This window comes from Lelliottia sp. CFBP8978 (genome assembly GCF_034046055.2).
Taxonomy (GTDB): domain Bacteria; phylum Pseudomonadota; class Gammaproteobacteria; order Enterobacterales; family Enterobacteriaceae; genus Enterobacter.
The window spans coordinates 1,000,646-1,019,564 of sequence record NZ_CM188253.1 but is presented as its reverse complement, the minus strand read 5'-3'; the positions used below and the strand labels follow the sequence as shown (position 1 = coordinate 1,019,564).

Below are 18,919 nucleotides of genomic sequence, written 5' to 3'. Positions count from 1 at the left end.
AACGCTGTTGCCGTTAAGGCAGGATGGACGGCTGATCCGCCCCTTCCTTTTCGACCTTCTGCTGGAGCAGGTGCTCGCGCTTCATGCCCAGTTTCAACGCCAGCGCGGACGCGACGTAAATAGAAGACGCCGTACCGATGGTCACACCGATCAGCATGGTCAGCGAGAAGCCTTCCAGAACCGGGCCGCCGAAGAGGAACAGCATCAGGATAACCATCAAGGTCGTCCCGGATGTGATCAACGTACGGTGCAACGTTTGGGTCAACGACACGTTAAAGATTTCGTACGGCGTACCGCGACGGATCTTACGGAAGTTTTCACGAATACGGTCAGAGACCACGATGCTGTCGTTCAGTGAGTAACCGATAACCGACATCAGGGATGCCACGATGGTCAGGTCAACCTCAATCTGGAACAGTGACAGCACGCCCATCGTGATAACCACGTCGTGCGCAAGGGAGATAACAACCCCTGCCGCCAGTCGCCACTCAAAGCGGAAACCGACGTAAACCAGAATGGAGATCAGCGCAACCAGCAGCGCCATTGCCCCCGTCTGAGCAAGATCGGCACCTACGCTAGGGCCAACAAACTCAATACGTTTAACGGTCGCATCCTGGCTGGTGGTTTCGTTGATAACCTTAACAACCTTGCTGCCCAGCTCCTGGCTGCCGTTGGCATCGTGCACCGGCGGCATACGCACCATGATGTCACGGCTGCTGCCAAAGTTCTGCAACAGCGGCTCTTCGAAGCCCGCCTTCTGGAGGGATTCGCGCATCTGGTCCATATCGACCGGTTTTTCCAGCGAGATCTCAATGACCGTACCACCGGTAAAATCGAGACCCCAGTTAAACCCGCGGACACCGATAATGGCGATAGACACAATCAGCAGAAAACCTGAAATGCCAAAGGCCCAGTAGTCCCAGCGCATAAAGTCCCAGACTTTACGGCCGTGGTTCAATTGTTCAACAGTATATTCCTGTGCCACAACGCACTCCTCAGATTGACAGCTTTTTGACGCGCTTGCCGCCATACAGCAGGTTCACGATGGCACGGGTGCCGACAATAGCGGTAAACATTGACGTTGCCACACCAATACCGGTGGTGATAGCAAAGCCTTTGATTGCGCCAGTACCCACTGCATACAGGATCAGAACCTTAATCAGTGTTGTCACGTTCGCATCGAAGATAGAGCTGAACGCGCCTTTATAGCCTTCATCGATCGCCTGCTGTACCGAGCGACCGTTACTCAACTCTTCTTTGATACGTTCGTTTATCAATACGTTGGCATCAACGGCCACCGCAAGGGTGAGAACGATACCCGCAATGCCCGGCATCGTCAGCGTCGCCCCTGGCAGCAGAGACATAATCCCGATGATCAGAATCAGGTTTGCCAGCAGCGCGGAGGTCGCAATCAGGCCAAACTTCTTATAGAAGAACAGCATGAAGATGATGGAAACCGCCAGACCGGCCAGACAGGCTTCCAGGCCCTGAGTGATGTTTTGCATACCCAGAGTTGGACCAATGGTACGCTCTTCAACAATCTGAATCGGTGCAATCAGCGCACCGGCACGCAGCAGCAGAGAGAGCTGACGCGCTTCGTTCGGGTTGTTGATACCGGTGATACGGAAACTGTTCCCCAGGCGAGACTGGATATTGGCGATGTTAATCACCTCTTCCTCTTTCACCAGAACAGCACGACCAGTGGCATCTTTCTTACCGCTGTCTTTATACTCCACGAAGAGTGTTGCCATCGGTTTGCCGATGTTATCTTTTGTGAAGTTAGACATGATGTTACCACCCGCGCTATCAAGCGAGATGTTAACCTGCGGCTGATTGTATTCGTCCTGATTTGAAGTGGAATCGGTAATGTGGTCACCGGTCAGAATCACGCGTTTGTACAGCACAACCGGCTGCCCTTCACGAGTCTGTTTCACTTCGGAGTCACCAGGAACACGCCCGGAAGCCGCTGCAGACTGGTCAACGTTGGTGTTCACCAGACGGAATTCCAGCGTCGCTGTCGCGCCCAAAATCTCTTTGGCTCGCGCAGTATCCTGAATACCCGGCAGTTCAACCACGATACGGTCAGCGCCCTGACGCTGTACCAGCGGTTCTGCGACACCCAGTTGGTTGACACGGTTACGCAGAATGTTGATGTTCTGTTGGACCGCATATTCACGCGCTTCGCTCAGACGCACATCGGTCATCACGGCACGAAGCTGGTTGCTACCCTGACGAGAAATCACCAGATCGCGGTGACGGGTGGTCAGATAATCAATTGCCTGGTCGCGTGCCGTAGCGTCACGGAAGGTGATGCTCAGGCCATAGTTATCTTCCTTACGCACGGTGGTGTAAGGGATATTTTTCTCACGCAGATCGCTGCGCAGACCATCAATATTCTGTTCCTGCAACTTGCCCAGCGCAGTATCCATATCCACTTCCATCAGGAAGTGAACGCCGCCACGCAGATCAAGACCGAGTTTCATCGGTTCTGCATTGATGGAGGCTAACCAACGCGGGGTAGCAGGAGCAAGGTTCAGCGCCACGACATATTTATCACCCAGCACGCCCATCAGCGCTTCACGGGCGCGGAGCTGCGTGTCGGTGGTGTCGAAGCGAGCAAGAATTGCGCCCTCTTCCAGTGCCACAGACTTAGCGGTAATTTTTTCTTCTTGTAACGTTTTCTGGACCTGGATCAGCGTTTGCTCACTGGCGGCGACACCGCGCGCGCCAGTGATTTGAACAGCCGGATCCTCACCATACAGGTTGGGAAGCGCGTACAGCAGGCCGACGATTAGCACGACGACCAGCATGATGTACTTCCACAAAGGATAACGGTTTAACACGGCAGTTCCCTTTGGGAAAAGTTAGATTACAGCGCTTTCATAGTGCCTTTCGGCAGTACGGCAGCTACGAAGTCACGTTTGATAACCACTTCAGTGGTGTCGTTCAGCGCAATAGAGATATAACCTGTTTCCGCAACTTTCGTTACGCGACCAACCAGACCGCCGTTAGTCAGCACTTCATCGCCTTTCGCGATGGAGTTCATCAGGTTTTTATGTTCTTTAGTACGTTTCTGCTGTGGGCGCAGGATCATGAAGTAGAAAATCAGACCAAACACCACCAGCATCAGAATCAGAGACATTGGGCTGCCCTGCGATGGAGCGCCTGTTGCTGCTACCGCATCAGAAATAAAAAAGCTCATTCAAATTCCCTCATTTATTAAATTAGTCAACGTTCAAAGGTGGAACAGCGCGACCCTGACGTTGGTAAAAATCAGTCACGAAGCTCTCTAATTTACCCTCTTCGATAGCCTTACGTAAACCAGCCATTAAACGCTGATAATAACGAAGGTTATGAATGGTATTGAGACGCGCGCCTAAAATCTCATTGCAACGATCGAGATGATAGAGATACGCACGAGAATAATGACGACAGGTATAGCAATCACACTCGGCATCGAGCGTGCTGGTGTCGTTTTTATGCTTCGCATTACGGATTTTCACCACACCATCGGTCACGAAAAGATGCCCGTTACGCGCGTTACGGGTAGGCATCACGCAGTCGAACATATCAATGCCGCGACGCACGCCTTCAACCAGATCTTCTGGTTTGCCCACGCCCATCAGGTATCGTGGTTTATCCGCAGGGATTTGCGGGCAAACATGCTCCAGAATACGGTGCATATCTTCCTTCGGCTCACCTACAGCCAAACCGCCGACAGCGTAGCCATCAAAACCTATCTCTACCAGACCTTTAACAGAGATATCGCGTAAATCTTCGTAAACGCTACCCTGAATAATGCCGAACAGCGCATTTTTGTTTTCCAGCGAGTTAAAACGGTCGCGGCTACGCTGCGCCCAGCGCAGAGACATCTCCATGGAACGTTTCGCGTAATCCCAGTCCGCCGGATAGGGCGTGCATTCGTCGAAGATCATCACGATGTCAGAGCCGAGATCGTACTGAATCTCCATCGATTTTTCAGGATCGAGGAAGATCGGATCGCCGTTGATAGGATTACGGAAGTGAACGCCCTTTTCGGTGATTTTGCGAATATCTCCGAGGCTGAACACCTGGAAACCGCCGGAGTCGGTCAGGATTGGGCCTTTCCACTGCATGAAATCATGCAGATCGCCGTGCAGTTTCATCACTTCCTGACCCGGGCGCAGCCACAGGTGGAAAGTGTTACCGAGGATAATCTGCGCGCCAGTGGCTTCGACTTCTTCCGGCGTCATTCCTTTTACGGTGCCGTAAGTGCCCACGGGCATAAAAGCAGGCGTTTCAACTACGCCGCGATCAAACACCAGGCGGCCACGGCGAGCGCGTCCGTCGGTGGTATCGAGTTCAAATTTCATTTTATCTCCAACGTCAGAAAAACAGTCCAACGTATAAATCTTGCGCTGCAGAGCTTATTCCCCAACGCGTTCCTGAATGGCCTGCGGATTGTACGTGATAAACATCGCGTCACCGTAGCTAAAAAAGCGATAATTTTGTTCCACCGCAGCCTTGTAAGCCGTCATGGTATTCTGATAACCCGCAAATGCCGAAACCAGCATAATCAATGTCGACTCAGGCAGATGGAAGTTGGTCACCAGCGCATCAATGATTTTGTATTGATAGCCGGGATAGATGAAGATTTGCGTATCGCCAAAGAACGGCTCAATCAGGTCGGTTTTGGCCGCCTGCGCCGCGCTTTCCAGCGAGCGAACGGAGGTTGTGCCAACCGCAATCACGCGGCTGTTACGGGCTTTCGCTGCCAGTACCGCATCCACCACATCCTGCGGCACTTCGGCGTATTCGGAGTGCATGATGTGATCTTCAATGCTGTCCACGCGCACCGGCTGGAATGTCCCCGCGCCGACGTGCAGCGTAACAAACGCCATTTCGATGCCTTTGGCGCGCAGTTTTTCCAGCAGCGGTTCGTCAAAATGCAGACCCGCCGTCGGGGCGGCGACTGCACCAGGCTTCTGGCTGTACACCGTCTGATAAAGTTCGCGATCGGCGTCTTCGTCCGGGCGGTCAATATAGGGCGGCAGCGGCATATGACCGATAGCATTCAAAATATCCAGCACCGGGCGTTCGTCATTAAACTCCACTTCGAACAGCGCGCCGTGGCGGGCGGTCATGGTGGCATTGATGCTTTCATCATCGCCCAGCAGCAGCTCGGCGCCCGGTTTCGGGGCCTTGGACGCGCGAATATGTGCCAGAATGCGCTTATCATCAAGCATACGTTCGACCAGCACTTCAATCTTGCCGCCGCTGGCTTTACGGCCAAAAAGACGCGCCGGGATCACGCGGGTATTATTAAAGACCAGCAGATCGCCGGGGTTGAGCTTGTCGAGCAAATCGGTGAAAGTACCATGCGTCAGCGCGCCCGTAGGCCCGTCCAGCGACAGTAAGCGGCAACCACTGCGCTCCGGTTGCGGATAGTGGGCAATCAGGGATTCAGGTAATTCAAAGGAGAAATCGGCGACGCGCATGACTTATACTCGTGACTTAAAAACAGGCGGCTTAGTCTAGTGCTCACACCTCTTTGCTGCAACAACTAGCCGTCCCCGGATACCAAAACGCATGAATTTTCTCGCCCACCTGCACCTCGCCCATCTCGCTGAAAGCTCCCTCTCCGGCAATTTGCTGGCAGATTTCGTACGCGGCAACCCGACAGAGGCGTATTCTCCCGACGTGGTTGACGGTATTTTCATGCATCGCCGCATTGATGTGCTGACCGATAATTTGCCTGAAGTAAAAGAAGCCAAAGAGTGGTTTCGCCCCGAGACGCGCCGCGTCGCGCCCATTACGCTGGATGTGATGTGGGATCATTTTCTGTCTCGCCACTGGGCGCAGCTTTCCCCCGAAATGCCGCTGGCCGAATTTGTCCGTTACGCGCACTCGCAGGTTGCGTTGATTTTACCGGACTCGCCGCCGCGCTTTGTCAATCTGAATGACTATCTGTGGTCTGAACGCTGGCTGGAACGGTATCGCGACATGGAATTTATTCAGCGCGTGCTGAACGGCATGGCCAGCCGCCGCCCGCGTCTTGATGCATTGCGCGACTCCTGGCAGGATCTGGACACCCACTACGAGGCGCTGGAGACGCGCTTCTGGCAGTTTTATCCACGTATGATGGCCCAGGCGAAAAACAAACAGCTTTGAATACGCTTCATCCTTCAAGCTGCCTCTGCGTTGGCTACGTCTGCTTACCCCCGTCACTTACTTAAGTAAGCTCCCGGGGATTCCCAGACTTGCCGCCGTGATGCAACTTGAATGATTTTGTGTATAAAAATGACATTGATAGGTAAAAGCTGGCGGAACGATTGTCACCACCTCTTTGTCTTATCCATGAACACTCTCTATACTGGCCCGCGTTGCGTTCCAAAATAACCTTAGTAACTACAGGAGAATCACATGGTTCTGGTCACTCGTCCGGCTCCGGATTTTACAGCTGCAGCAGTACTGGGCAACGGTGAAATCGTTGAAAACTTCAATTTCAAACAGCACACCAACGGTAAAGCTACCGTCCTGTTCTTCTGGCCAATGGACTTCACCTTCGTTTGCCCTTCAGAACTGATCGCATTCGACAAACGTTACGAAGAGTTCCAGAAACGTGGCGTTGAAGTGGTCGGTGTTTCCTTCGACTCTGAGTTTGTACACAACGCATGGCGTAACACCCCTGTCGACAAAGGCGGCATCGGTGCAGTGAAATACGCAATGGTTGCGGACATCAAACGCGAAATCCAGCAGGCTTACGGTATCGAACATCCGGACGCTGGCGTTGCGCTGCGCGGTTCCTTCCTGATCGACGCTAACGGCATCGTGCGTCACCAGGTGGTTAACGATCTGCCGCTGGGTCGTAACATCGACGAAATGCTGCGTATGGTTGACGCACTGCAGTTCCACGAAGAGCACGGCGAAGTGTGCCCGGCTCAGTGGGAAAAAGGTAAAGAAGGTATGAACGCGTCTCCGGACGGCGTGGCTAAATACCTGACCGAGAACGTCTCCAGCCTGTAATCGGCATGGATAGTCAAAAGGCTCGCTTACGCGGGCCTTTTTTGTTTTTACGCAAACTGATCGCCAGTGTTAAACGACCAGGACGGGTGATAACCGTGACGAACGCAGCTTAACCGAACCAGACCGAAGCTGAAATCGCAGGCAGCGAAAGCACGCCTTCTTGCAGTTCGCCTTTCCCCTCCTTCAACTGCCAGCGTTGGCGATTGAGCAGCGGTGAATCATCCAGCACCACTTCACACGCTTCGCCGCGGTTAATCGCCACCAGCACGCGCTGTTGGTTATAGACACGGGCAAACACCACCACATTATTGTGCGCATACACCACCTGGCAGCCGCCGTAGCGCAGCGCCTGATTTTGCTTACGCAGCCTCGCCAGACGTTGATACAACGCCTGCAAATTTTTGTCCTGACGGTCAGCTTCCCACGGGAACGTCTTGCGACAAAACGGATCGTTATTCCCGTCCAGCCCCACTTCATCGCCATAGTAAATACAGGGCACACCCGGCCAGGTAAAGAGCCAGGTTACCGCCAGCGGCAGACGCGCCACGTCTTTGCCTAACAGCGATTTAAAACGCGCGGTATCGTGGCTGTCGAGCTGGTTAAACATTCGCAACTGCTGCTGATGCGAAAGGCTGGCGCGATAGTTGTCCATCCACGCCATACAGGTTTCTGCGTCGATCTGTTGCGGATCGTAAGAGATATCGGTATTGGCGAGGAATCCCCAAATCGGGAACGTAAATCCGCGATAGTTCATCGCCGCATCTTCGGCGTCGGCCTGCAGCCACTGGCGCGCATCGCCAAAATGCTCGCCAAACACAAAGGCATCTGGCTGAGCCGCTTTGGCTGCCTGCGTGATCCCGGCAACATGCTGAAGATTGTTGCGCGCGCCGCCCGCTTCACCCAGCATATGCACCACATCCAGACGCCAGCCATCCATATTCCACGGCGCTTTTAGCCAGTGGCGAACGATACTGTCCTCTGCGCCGTAGATCTCTTCCACAAGCGTCGGCGACTGGAAATCCAGCTTCGGCAGACTGGCGTAGCCGAGCCAGTCCAGCGCGCGCCCTTCCTCGTTAAAACTGTACCAGTCGCGCTGCGCGGACTCCGGGTTATGACACGCTCCGCCGGTCGCGCGATTATGGCGATCAAACCAGGCATGTGAATCACCGCTATGGTTAAACACGCCGTCCAGAATCAGACGCATCCCTTCCCGACGCGTATTCTCCCGCAGCCGCAGCAAGGCGTCGTCTCCGCCAAATTGCTCATCGACGTGGCGATAATCTTCCGTGTCATATTTATGCACGCTCGGCGCTTTAAACACGGGATTGAGATACAGCGCCGTGACGCCCAGCTTTTTCAGATACGGCAGTTTTTCGCTGATACCATCGAGATCGCCCCCGTAAAACGTTGAACCACCGGCCTGGGCGGTCAGCGGCTCATCCCACGCTTTACGGATAATGTCATGCCCCGCCGCGTGGTGATAATAGACTGAATCCTGCTGTGCGGTTCGTCGCTGGCTGCGGGCAAAGCGATCGGGGAAAATTTGATAAAAGATCTGCTCATTCACCCACTGCGGGCCATTGTCCGGGTAATCGACGGCAAACTGCTCAAGGCGCGCAGGTGGAAAACGGCTGAATCCCTGCGGGGTAAACCACAGCTGGCGGTTATTCCACAGCAGCTTAAAGCTGTAGCGGCGACGCGGTTGCCCCTGCGACAGGTCGATTGTCGCCCGCCAGGCGGTGACGCCAGGCTGCGGCTGACTGCGCTGTTTATGCATGGGCAGCGTCGTTTCTTCGTTATCGATCTCTGCGCGTAGTGTGACGCGCTGGGGCTGATTTTCTCCACTCAGCCACAGCGTAATCAAGAGATTGTCTTTGTTTTGCTTAACAAATGGGGCAACCGGAAGGTGCCAGGCGTTCAACATCACGTATCCCCTTTGATGAAATTGAGGCCACCTTGCCACAGCGTAGTGGAGGATCACTCATCATGAAAAGGTTTATTGGGGGAGGAGGACGAGGGAGGAGTCGTTTTGCCCGGCAGCATGATGCGTGCCGGGCAAGCATTCACATTACTGCGCTTCGGCTAACTGGCGCTCGCGGCGGCGTTTAAACACCCAGCCAATCAGCAGCACGGCCACCCAGCCGAGTCCCACGTACAGTGAGATTCGGGTATCCGGATGATAGCCAATCAGACCGATGATAAAGACCAGGAAAATCAACCCGACTACGGTGGTTGCTATACCTCCTGGCACCTTAAACTTCAGCGCTTTGACCTCTTCTGGCGGCAGACGGCGGCGGAACGCAATCTGCGACAGCAGAATCATGATCCACACCCACACGGTGGCAAAGGTCGCCAGCGAGGCGATCACCAGGAAGACATTTTCCGGCATGATGTAGTTCAGATACACCGAGAACAGCAGCGCAATGGTCATCACCAGAACGGTCACCCACGGCGTGCCGCGACGAGACGTTTTGGCGAACACTTTCGGCGCGCTGCCCTGCTCTGCCATACCGTGCAGCATACGCCCCACGCCAAATACGTCGCTGTTAATGGCGGATAAAGAGGCTGTCAGAACCACAAAGTTCAGAATGCTGGCAGCAAAGGCAATGCCCAAATGCTGAAAGGTGAGCACGAATGGGCTACCGTTCGTCCCGACCTGATTCCATGGATAGATCGACATAATCACAAACAGCGTGCCGACATAGAAGACCAGAATGCGCAGCGGTACAGAGTTAATCGCGCGCGGAATGGACTTCTCAGGGTCTTTCGCTTCACCTGCGGTGATACCGATAATCTCAATACCGCCGTAGGCAAACATCACCATTTGCAGCGACATCACCATGCCGAGCCAGCCGTTGCTGAAGAACCCGCCGTTGCTCCACAGATTATGGATGCCGGTCGGCTGACCGCCGTTGCCAATTCCCCAGATAATGATGCCAAAGCCCGCCACAATCATGATGATGATCGTCGCCACTTTGAAGAAGGAGAACCAGAACTCCAGCTCACCAAAGACTCTCACGCTCATCAGGTTGACGGCACAAATGATCAGCACCACGCTCAGCACCCAAATCCAGTGCGGTACGAGAGGGAACCAGACGCCCATATAGATGCCAAACGCGGTTACGTCGGCGATGGCTACGATCAGGATTTCGAAGCAGTACGTCCAGCCGGTAATGTACCCCGCCAGCGGACCTAAGTTTTCCTGCGCATAGCGCGAGAAAGAGCTGGCTGACGGATTGTGTACCGACATTTCGCCCAGCGCGCGCATGATGATGTAGGCCGCAACGCCGCCAATAATGTAGGCCAGCAGGACGCTTGGCCCCGCCATTTTAATGGCATCTGCCGAGCCATAAAAAAGACCGGTCCCGATTGCCGAACCCAGGGCCATAAAACGAATATGGCGGGTGCTGAGTCCACGTTTTAGTTTGTTAGTGCTTTCCATTTAAGTCTTGCCATTTAACTCAAAAAAACAAAAAACCACGGGGCCTTAAGCCCCGTGGTTAAACAATTTGTATTTGATTAATGCGCGTTTGATGCGACCTGACGCCCTGCTGCCCGGTCCCAGATAATCGCCAGAACCATTGCAACAACGGTTGGCATCAACCAGGCCAGACCCTGTTCTGACAGCGGCAGACGCTGCGTCCAGGCTGGCAGCATTTCACCAAATGCCGATGCTTTAATCCCGTCAAGGATACCAAAAAGCAGGCTGATAAACATGGTCGGAGCGATAATTCGTGAGGAATTATTCCACCACGGACGGGTGAAGCTCAGCACCACCAGCACAATACACGGCGGATAAATGGCTGTCAGAACCGGAATAGAGAACTGAATCAGGTGGCTCAGCCCCAGGTTCGATACCGCCATAGAGAAGCCGCCGAGGATAAACACCAGCGTGCGATAGGAGAGCGGAACGTACTGAGCGAAGAACTCTGCGCAGGCACAGGTCAGGCCAACCGCCGTCACCAGGCACGCCAGGAAAATCAGCACCGCCAGCAGGAAGCTGCCCGCGCCGCCAAAGGTGTGCTGGACGTAAGCATGCAGAATGGCAGCACCGTTGGCATTCTGGTCAACCAGCGTTGCGCTATCGGAACCCAGACGGAACAGCGCCAGGTAAAGCAACGTCAGACCCACGCCCGCCATCAGGCCAGCCCAGATGGTATAACGGGTCAGCAGACGAGCTTCCGTCACGCCACGCGAGCGCGCAGCATTCACAATCACGATACCAAACACCATCGCGCCTAAGGTATCCATGGTCAGATAGCCGTTCACGAAGCCGTTGGAGAACGCCGCATTTTTATAGGCATCCATCGCATTGCTAATCGGACCGGCAGGCCAGATGATGGCCGCAATGGCAAGGGCGATCAGCGCAACAATTTTCATCGGCGCCAGGAAATTACCCACCGTATCCAGCAGTTTGCCCGGATAGAGAGAAACCAGAATCACCAGCGCGAAGTAAACGATGCTGTAGATCAGCAGCGGCAGCGCGCCGTCGCCGGTCAGTGGCGCAATCCCGACTTCAAAGGAAACGGTAGCCGTACGCGGGGTCGCAAACAGAGGCCCGACCGCCAGATAACAGACGGTAGCCAGCAGCACACCTGCCACTTTGCCAATGGGGGTGCTCAGGCTGTCGACACCGCCGCCGACTTTTGCCAGTGCCACCACGGTCAGCACCGGTAGCCCCACAGCCGTAATCAGGAAGCCAATCGCAGCAGTCCAGACATGTTCACCTGCCTGCAAGCCAACCATTGGAGGAAAAATGATGTTACCTGCGCCGACGAACAGCGCAAAAGTCATAAAGCCCAGCGCGATGATGTCACGCGATTTTAAGTGATGGGTCATAGAACCTTACTGCCTGTGGATGTGGTGTTGAAAACGTTGAGATTTTCGCCATCCCAAATGGGACGATACAGCGGAAAATTGACTCAATTTCAGCGGGATATGCTCCCGTCCTGGCGTGGCGAAGAATAGTTTTTCGATTTACCACGCAAATACAGTCGGTATGACAGTATATGGGGCGCAATTTAAACGCTTATAACGTTTAAAGGCAAGGAGGGATCTTAAAACCAGAACAATATGCCAGCATGAAAATTCAGACCAGAACAATCCTCTAAGTATAAGAAAAACTCATGGCTAATCATGCGAACAAAAAAGCAACAACCGTATAAAATTCACCCGCGTTTCGCTTGACTGCAAAGCAAACAGGCCAGCAAAGGCTGGCCTGTGGAAAGTTAAACTGACACCGTCGCTATCAGAGACTTTTTTTGGCAATTAATCGTTGCGGGATAACAAAACTGAAACGCGTGCCCTGACCCGGCGTACTTTGAATATCGAGACGACTTTCGTGATGATGAACGGCATGCTTCACAATCGCCAGCCCCAGACCGCTACCGCCCGTCTGGCGTGAACGGGCTTTATCTACGCGATAAAATCGTTCTGTCAGACGAGGAATGTGTTCAGGGCCAATGCCCGGCCCGTTATCCTCGACGCTAAATTCCGCTCCCGTCGGAACGGCCTGCCAGCGCACCACGATGTGCGTCCCTTCCGGCGTATGGTTAACGGCGTTGTAGACCAGGTTTGAGATCGCGCTGCGCAGTTCATCTTCGCTGCCAAGCACTTTCAGGCCATTGTCCACCTCGAACGTGAATTCATGCTTTTTATGGCTCAACGTCTGAGCTTCACGCTCAACGACCCGTAGCATCATCGGCACGTCAATGGTTTCATTCAGGGCCAGCGTCGGCGCGGCCTCAATTTTCGACAGGGTAAGCAACTGCTTCACCAGCCCTTCCATGCGATGGGTCTGCTCGCGCATGGTATGCAACGCTTTATCACGCGGCGCGCCTTCCAGCGTCTGCTCCTGCATCATCTCCAGATACCCCTGAAGCACGGTCAGCGGGGTACGCAACTCATGGCTGACATTGGCAAAGAAGTTCCGTCTTGCCCCTTCAAGCTGGTGCATTTGGGTAACGTCCCGCGCCACCATCAGCCACTGCTTATCGCTGTAAGGCATGACGCGGATCTCAAGATGACGGCTATTGTTCAGTATCAGATTATGGGGGCGAGTAAAGTCACGCTTTTTCAAATAATGCGTGAATTCAGGGTAACGCAGAAGGTTAAGGATATTTTGCCCGTTGTCGTCCGGCCAGCGAAGCCCAAGCAGCTGTTGTGCCAGTCCATTACACCAGAAAATGGTCCCTTCTTCGGTGGTCAGAATCACCGCATCCGGCAGTGATTCCGCCCCGCTACGAAAGCGTTTAATCAGGCTTCCAAGCTCACGACGGCGCTTTTTATTACGCATCTGCATCTGATGCAAGCCGTACAGCAACGGCTCCCAGCTGCCGCTTCCGGGCGGCGGTGTCATACTGCGATCAACCCACAGCCACCAGGAAAGACGCAGTAAATTCCAGAAATGCCAGATCAGTAGCCCGGTCACTGCCGCCAGTAAAAACCACGGCAGATAACCAAAAACAGCCCCCAAAATGAAGGCCGGGATACAGCTTAAAATCAGTTCAAAAACGAGCCTTTTCCATGACAGACGTTCCAGCACGCGTCACACTCCTGTCATTGTTCAGAAACGGGTCGAAAAACGATAACCCGTGCCGCGAACCGTTTGCACCATGCGATCGTGGCCGCTGTGTTCCAGCGCTTTGCGCAAGCGGCGAATATGCACATCTACCGTCCGGTCTTCGACATAGACGTTGGTTCCCCAGACGTTATTCAGCAGCTGCTCGCGGCTGTACACGCGTTCCGGGTGAGTCATAAAGAAGTGCAACAGTTTAAATTCGGTCGGTCCCATATCGAGAGGATTTTCGCCCGTCATCACGCGATGTGACGTCGGGTCAAGGCTCAGGCCCTGCATTTCGATCACCTCTTCCACCGCCATCGGTGAAATACGGCGCATGACGGCTTTAATACGCGCCACCAGTTCTTTCGGTGAGAAAGGCTTGGTGATGTAATCATCTGCCCCCGTTTCCAGACCGCGAACGCGATCCTCTTCTTCACCACGGGCGGTCAACATGACAACCGGGATATCGCGGGTCATCGCCTCACGCTTAATGTGCTTGATAAATTGCAGTCCGGATCCGCCTGGCAACATCCAGTCCAGCAAAATCAAATCGGGCCAGGGTTCGTTCAGTTGATTCACCGCGCTGTCATAATCTTCGGCTTCAACCGGCTGGAAACCATTTTGTTCCAGCACGAAGCACACCATTTCGCGAATCGGAGCTTCATCTTCTACGACCAGAATACGTCTCGCCATACTTTGCCCTGTCTGATTAAGGTATGAGTGGGTAATGCGGCGTCATTATGCGTCAGATTTATGACAGATTTATGAAAAACATTACCACCATCAATGGCAAACTGTTGTTTTATTACAGCAGTTAATTTCTGCCTCTCCACGTCCATACGTCCAAAATCATTCAACTTGTCTCAAAGCGGCAAGTCCCGGGGTAGTGATTGCCGGTCTGAGCCTGAGACTCGAATGAACAGAAGCAGCCAACGCAGAGGCAGCGTGATGGATGAAGTGTATAATCCACTCCATCTTTTTTTGCCATGGAACTGTTATGCGCATACTCCACACCTCGGACTGGCATCTGGGTCAAAACTTTTACAGTAAAAGTCGCGCTGCCGAACACGAAGCGTTTCTGAACTGGCTGCTGGAAACGGCGCAGTCTCAGCAGGTGGATACGATTATCGTTGCCGGAGATATTTTCGATACCGGATCGCCGCCGAGTTATGCGCGAGAACTCTATAACCGCTTCGTGGTCAATTTACAGCAAACCGGCTGCCATCTGGTGATCGTCGCGGGCAACCATGACTCGGTTGCCACGCTCAATGAGTCCCGCGACATTCTTGCCTTTCTGAATACCACTGTAGTGGCAAATGCCGGACATGCACCGCAAATCCTCAAAAAACGCGATGGCACGCCGGGGGCGGTGCTATGCCCCATCCCGTTCCTGCGCCCGCGCGATATCGTCCAGAGCCAGGCTGGCCTGTCAGGCGGCGAAAAGCAGCAGGTCCTGCTGCAGGCCATCACCGACTATTATCACCAACAGTACACGGATGCCTGCGCCCTGCGCGGTGACGCCGCTCTGCCAGTCATCGCTACCGGCCATCTGACCACCGTAGGCGCCAGCAAAAGTGACGCCGTGCGCGATATCTATATTGGTACGCTGGATGCTTTTCCGGCGCAAAATTTCCCGCCTGCCGACTACATCGCCCTCGGCCATATTCACCGCGCGCAAATCATTGGCGGCTGCGAACACATTCGCTACTGCGGCTCACCGATCTCCTTAAGCTTTGATGAGACCGGAAAGGCAAAAAGCGTCCATCTGGTGAGTTTTACCGACGGCAAACTCAGCGCAGTAGAGACGCTGAACGTGCCCGTCACCCAGCCTCTGGCGGTATTAAAAGGGGATCTGGCGAGCCTCTCACAGCAGCTTGAACAGTGGCGTGATGTGCAACAAACGCCTCCTGTCTGGCTGGATATCGAAATCACGACCGATGGCTATCTCCACGATATGCAGCGCAAGATTCAGGCGCTGACGGAAGATCTGCCGGTGGAAGTATTGCTGGTACGCCGCAGCCGGGAACAGCGCGAGAAAATTCTTCTCAGCGCACAACGAGAAACCCTGAGCGAGCTGAAAGTCGAAGAGGTGTTTGAACGCCGGCTGGCGCAAGAGGAGATCGACGACGCTCAACGTACCCGACTCAACGAACTGTTTACCGATACGTTGCACGCGCTCACTCACGAGGAAGAAAACGCATGAAAATTCTCAGCTTGCGTCTCAAAAACCTCAACTCCCTGAAGGGTGAATGGAAAATCGACTTTACCGCTGAACCGTTCGCCAGCAATGGACTCTTTGCCATTACAGGGGCTACTGGCGCGGGGAAAACCACTCTGCTCGATGCGATTTGCCTGGCGCTTTATCACGAGACGCCGCGGCTGGAGAAAGTCTCGCAGGCCCAAAATGACTTAATGACGCGCGACACCGCCGAGTGTCTGGCGGAAGTGGAATTCGAAGTAAAAGGCATCGCTTATCGCGCATTCTGGAGCCAGAATCGCGCGCGGAATCAGCCAGACGGAAATCTACAGGCGCCCCGTGTGGAACTAGCTCGCTGCGAAGATGGCAAGATTCTCGCCGACAAGGTGACCGACAAACTTGAGCAGACCGCCGCGCTGACCGGGCTGGATTACGGCCGCTTTACCCGTTCCATGCTACTTTCTCAGGGACAATTTGCGGCGTTTTTAAACGCCAAACCCAAAGAACGCGCCGAGCTGCTGGAAGAGCTGACCGGTACAGAGATCTACGGCCAAATTTCCGCCATGGTGTTTGAGAAACATAAAGCCGCGCGCAGTGAGCTTGAGATGCGCGAGGCGCAGGCCGCAGGCGTCGTCTTGCTGGGTGAAGAGCAGCAACAGCAGTTGCAGCAAAGTTTGCAGGCACTTACTGACGAAGAAAAAAGAGATCTGGCGGAGCAGCAACATCGGCAGGCCCAGCACCAGTGGCTGGTACGCCACGAGGAGCTGACCCGCGAGCAACAGCGCGCGCAGGCCGCTCATCAGCAAGCCTTGCAGGCGCAGGTGGATGCACAATCAGAGCTGGAAAAATGGCAGCGGGCGCAACCTGCACTCGCGCTGAGGCCGCTGTGGGACCGACAACAGGAACACGCGGCAACGCTCACCCGCACTCAACACCAGATAGCTGAAGTAAACACTCGCTTACAGGACCGCAAGGCGCAGCGAACGCGGATCCGCAACGGCGCGGTACGCCACCTCGGGCAGTTACAAACGCAGCATAAACAGCTGGCGGTCTGGCTGGAAGAACACAGCCGGTTTGGGCTCTGGAGTCAGCATATCGCTGGCTGGCGCGCACTGTTTTCCCAGCAGCAGCGCGATAAAATACAGTCCGCGACGCTGGTTAAACGTCTGACTGAACTCCAGCAAAAACAGGCCGCGCTGCCGGTGAGCACGCTGACCTTATCCGCTGAAGAAGCGTCGGCGGAGATGGAACGTCAGGTACAGTTGCGCCCGATGCTCCAGCGCCTGGCAACGCTGCATGCCCGCTATCAGCCGCTGCAAAAACGCCTTGCACACACTCACGATGCGCAGCAAAAAAGCCAGGTTACGCAGGCCAGCCTCGAACAAACGCTCGCTGCCCGTCGCCAACAGTACAAAGAGAAAAATCAGCACTATCTCGATCTCAACACTCTGTGCGTACAGGAAGAACAGATAAAGAAACTGGAGGCTTATCGCGCAGACCTGGAGGCAGGAAAGCCTTGTCCGCTGTGCGGTTCGACCGAGCATCCTGCCGTTGAACAGTATCAGGCGCTGGAGTTATCCGCCAACCAGCGCCGCCGCGACGCGTTACACAAAGAGGTGAAACAGCTCGAAGAAGAGGGTTTGCTGCTGCGCGGACAACTTCAGGCGCTGGTTGAGCAACGCCAGCGTGAAGCCGCAGAGGCGCAGACGCTCGTTCAGGAAGAGCAAGCGCTCACGGCAGAGTGGCAGGAGGTATGCGCCTCGTTAACCATCAGCCTGAACATTCAGGAAGATATTACGTCCTGGCTGAACGAGCAGGAGCAATATGAGCGCCAGCTTTATCAGCTGAGCCAGCGCCTGACGTTACAGAGTCAGCTCGCCGATGTGGAGCAGCAGGCGCAACAGATTCAGCAGCAAATGGCGTCACAACATCAGCTATTAGTGCATACGTTGGCTGAAATGACACTGACGCCCCCCGCGGAGGGAGAAGAGTCCACCTGGCTTACACAGCGTGAGTCCGAGTCAAATGACTGGCAGTCCAGACAGAAACAGCTTGCGGCTGTTCAGGAGCAAGTCAACGCCCTGACGCCGCTGCTGGATACCCTTCCGCCGTCGACTGACGATACCGCTGACGAGCCTGTTCCCGCCGACTGGCGCGATATTCACAACGCGTGTATTTCGCTGCAAAGCCAGCTCGCCACCCTGCAACAACAGGAAAAAAGCGACAGTGAAAGACTCACGCAGCTACAAACCCAGTTCGCCACCGCTCTGAAGGCGAGCAGCTTTGCCAGTGAAGCGGACTTTCTCGCAGCGCTGCTGGATGATGAAACCGCGCGCAAGCTGGAACAGCTTAAACGCACGCTGGAACAACAGCTCCAGCAATCGTCTGCCCTCGCCGTTCAGGCGGAGCAGCATCTGCGCGAACAGGGAGAACGTCGACCGGAGGGATTACCCGACGATCAGCCGCTGCAAACGTTGCAGGAGCAGTTACAGCGCCTGGCAGAGCGACTGCGTGAAAACACTACCCGTCAGGGTGAGATCCGCCAGCAGCTCAAGCAGGACAACGACAACCGTTTGCATCAGCAGGGTTTAATGCAGCAAATTGAGGCGGCAACGCGACTGGCAGATGACTGGGGTTATCTGAATTCACTGATCGGCTCCAGCACGGGCGACCGATTCCGTAAATTTGCCCAGGGCCTGACGCTGGACAATCTGGTGTGGCTCGCAAACCAGCAGCTCAATCGCCTGCATGGCCGCTATCTGCTGCAGCGCAAGGCCAGCGACGCGCTGGAGCTGGAGGTGGTTGATACGTGGCAAGCGGACGCAGTGCGTGATACGCGCACTCTGTCCGGCGGCGAAAGCTTCCTGGTGAGTCTCGCGCTGGCGCTGGCGCTTTCCGATCTTGTGAGCCATAAAACGCGGATTGATTCTCTGTTCCTCGACGAAGGGTTTGGCACGCTGGACAGCGAAACGCTGGATACGGCGCTGGACGCCCTGGATGCGCTGAATGCCACCGGGAAAACCATCGGGGTGATCAGCCACGTGGAAGCCATGAAAGAGCGCATTCCGGTCCAGATCAAAGTGAAAAAAATAAACGGGCTGGGGTATAGCAAGCTGGACAGGGAGTTTGCCGTGGAGTGAGTGTATTAAGATTTG

General features: G+C 54.6%; 14 protein-coding genes. 4 read left to right on the top strand and 10 right to left on the bottom strand.

Going from position 1 to position 18,919, the window contains the following annotated elements; genetic code table 11:
- Window positions 1-13 precede the first annotated feature (13 nt).
- Genes secF through queA form a run of 5 tightly spaced genes read right to left on the bottom strand, consistent with a single transcriptional unit; the run spans window position 14 to window position 5,477 of the window.
- Window positions 14-985 carry a protein translocase subunit SecF gene (gene secF / locus SOM82_RS04715; RefSeq protein ID WP_320460202.1) on the bottom strand — a complete coding sequence of 324 codons (972 nt, stop codon included), beginning with the start codon at window positions 983-985 and terminating at the stop codon, window positions 14-16.
- A 10-nt stretch (window positions 986-995) separates the two neighbouring features.
- Entirely contained in the window at window positions 996-2,843 is a 1,848-nt protein-coding gene (gene secD / locus SOM82_RS04710; protein ID WP_320460203.1) for a protein translocase subunit SecD, read from the bottom strand.
- Between the two features lie 26 nt (window positions 2,844-2,869).
- The gene (yajC, locus tag SOM82_RS04705) at window positions 2,870-3,202 is read right to left on the bottom strand and encodes a preprotein translocase subunit YajC (RefSeq protein ID WP_064325012.1); all 333 of its coding nucleotides are present in this window, start codon (window positions 3,200-3,202) and stop codon (window positions 2,870-2,872) included.
- A 22-nt stretch (window positions 3,203-3,224) separates the two neighbouring features.
- On the bottom strand, window positions 3,225-4,352 hold the full coding sequence (gene tgt / locus SOM82_RS04700; RefSeq protein ID WP_154127604.1) for a tRNA guanosine(34) transglycosylase Tgt: 1,128 nt from the start codon (window positions 4,350-4,352) through the stop codon (window positions 3,225-3,227).
- 54 nt (window positions 4,353-4,406) lie between these two features.
- Window positions 4,407-5,477: a tRNA preQ1(34) S-adenosylmethionine ribosyltransferase-isomerase QueA gene (gene queA / locus SOM82_RS04695; protein ID WP_154127603.1), complete on the bottom strand. Its 1,071-nt coding sequence runs from the start codon at window positions 5,475-5,477 to the stop codon at window positions 4,407-4,409.
- Window positions 5,478-5,568: 91 nt separating this feature from the next.
- On the opposite strand from queA, the gene acpH reads away from it, so the two are divergent.
- Together acpH and SOM82_RS04685 are read left to right on the top strand one after the other, a co-directional pair.
- Window positions 5,569-6,150, top strand: coding sequence for an ACP phosphodiesterase (gene acpH / locus SOM82_RS04690; RefSeq protein WP_320460204.1), 582 nt, complete (start codon window positions 5,569-5,571; stop codon window positions 6,148-6,150).
- Between the two features lie 252 nt (window positions 6,151-6,402).
- Window positions 6,403-7,005, top strand: a complete 603-nt coding sequence (locus SOM82_RS04685; protein WP_282492647.1) for a peroxiredoxin — start codon at window positions 6,403-6,405, stop codon at window positions 7,003-7,005.
- A 109-nt stretch (window positions 7,006-7,114) separates the two neighbouring features.
- Here the strand turns inward: SOM82_RS04685 and malZ are convergent, their stop codons facing one another.
- From malZ to phoB, 5 genes are all read right to left on the bottom strand, one after another.
- Window positions 7,115-8,929 (bottom strand): maltodextrin glucosidase, encoded by a 1,815-nt coding sequence (gene malZ / locus SOM82_RS04680; protein WP_320460205.1) that lies wholly within the window; start codon window positions 8,927-8,929, stop codon window positions 7,115-7,117.
- Window positions 8,930-9,073: 144 nt separating this feature from the next.
- Window positions 9,074-10,447 (bottom strand): proline-specific permease ProY, encoded by a 1,374-nt coding sequence (gene proY, locus SOM82_RS04675; protein WP_154127600.1) that lies wholly within the window; start codon window positions 10,445-10,447, stop codon window positions 9,074-9,076.
- A 77-nt stretch (window positions 10,448-10,524) separates the two neighbouring features.
- Window positions 10,525-11,844, bottom strand: coding sequence for a branched-chain amino acid transporter carrier protein BrnQ (gene brnQ / locus SOM82_RS04670; protein ID WP_154127599.1), 1,320 nt, complete (start codon window positions 11,842-11,844; stop codon window positions 10,525-10,527).
- A 409-nt stretch (window positions 11,845-12,253) separates the two neighbouring features.
- The gene (gene phoR / locus SOM82_RS04665) at window positions 12,254-13,549 is read right to left on the bottom strand and encodes a phosphate regulon sensor histidine kinase PhoR (protein WP_320460206.1); all 1,296 of its coding nucleotides are present in this window, start codon (window positions 13,547-13,549) and stop codon (window positions 12,254-12,256) included.
- Between the two features lie 21 nt (window positions 13,550-13,570).
- Window positions 13,571-14,260 carry a phosphate response regulator transcription factor PhoB gene (gene phoB / locus SOM82_RS04660; RefSeq protein WP_095280962.1) on the bottom strand — a complete coding sequence of 230 codons (690 nt, stop codon included), beginning with the start codon at window positions 14,258-14,260 and terminating at the stop codon, window positions 13,571-13,573.
- Window positions 14,261-14,564: 304 nt separating this feature from the next.
- On the opposite strand from phoB, the gene sbcD reads away from it, so the two are divergent.
- Together sbcD and sbcC are read left to right on the top strand one after the other, a co-directional pair.
- A complete protein-coding gene (sbcD, locus tag SOM82_RS04655; protein ID WP_320460207.1) occupies window positions 14,565-15,770 on the top strand; it encodes an exonuclease subunit SbcD in 1,206 nt (401 codons plus the stop codon).
- Complete coding sequence (gene sbcC, locus SOM82_RS04650; protein ID WP_320460208.1) at window positions 15,767-18,904, top strand: exonuclease subunit SbcC; 3,138 nt, start codon at window positions 15,767-15,769, stop codon at window positions 18,902-18,904. Before sbcD ends, sbcC begins: the two co-directional genes overlap by 4 nt.
- Window positions 18,905-18,919: the final 15 nt, after the last annotated feature.

Excerpts from the sequence above, each read along its gene's own strand:
- malZ (WP_320460205.1), bottom strand. The coding sequence starts at position 8,929 with ATGTTGAACGCCTGGCACCTTCCGGTTGCCCCATTTGTTAAGCAAAAC.
- acpH (WP_320460204.1), top strand. The coding sequence starts at position 5,569 with ATGAATTTTCTCGCCCACCTGCACCTCGCCCATCTCGCTGAAAGCTCC.
- tgt (WP_154127604.1), bottom strand. The coding sequence starts at position 4,352 with ATGAAATTTGAACTCGATACCACCGACGGACGCGCTCGCCGTGGCCGC.
- SOM82_RS04685 (WP_282492647.1), top strand. The coding sequence starts at position 6,403 with ATGGTTCTGGTCACTCGTCCGGCTCCGGATTTTACAGCTGCAGCAGTA.
- phoB (WP_095280962.1), bottom strand. The coding sequence starts at position 14,260 with ATGGCGAGACGTATTCTGGTCGTAGAAGATGAAGCTCCGATTCGCGAA.
- yajC (WP_064325012.1), bottom strand. The coding sequence starts at position 3,202 with ATGAGCTTTTTTATTTCTGATGCGGTAGCAGCAACAGGCGCTCCATCG.
- queA (WP_154127603.1), bottom strand. The coding sequence starts at position 5,477 with ATGCGCGTCGCCGATTTCTCCTTTGAATTACCTGAATCCCTGATTGCC.
- sbcD (WP_320460207.1), top strand. The coding sequence starts at position 14,565 with ATGCGCATACTCCACACCTCGGACTGGCATCTGGGTCAAAACTTTTAC.
- sbcC (WP_320460208.1), top strand. The coding sequence starts at position 15,767 with ATGAAAATTCTCAGCTTGCGTCTCAAAAACCTCAACTCCCTGAAGGGT.
- proY (WP_154127600.1), bottom strand. The coding sequence starts at position 10,447 with ATGGAAAGCACTAACAAACTAAAACGTGGACTCAGCACCCGCCATATT.
- brnQ (WP_154127599.1), bottom strand. The coding sequence starts at position 11,844 with ATGACCCATCACTTAAAATCGCGTGACATCATCGCGCTGGGCTTTATG.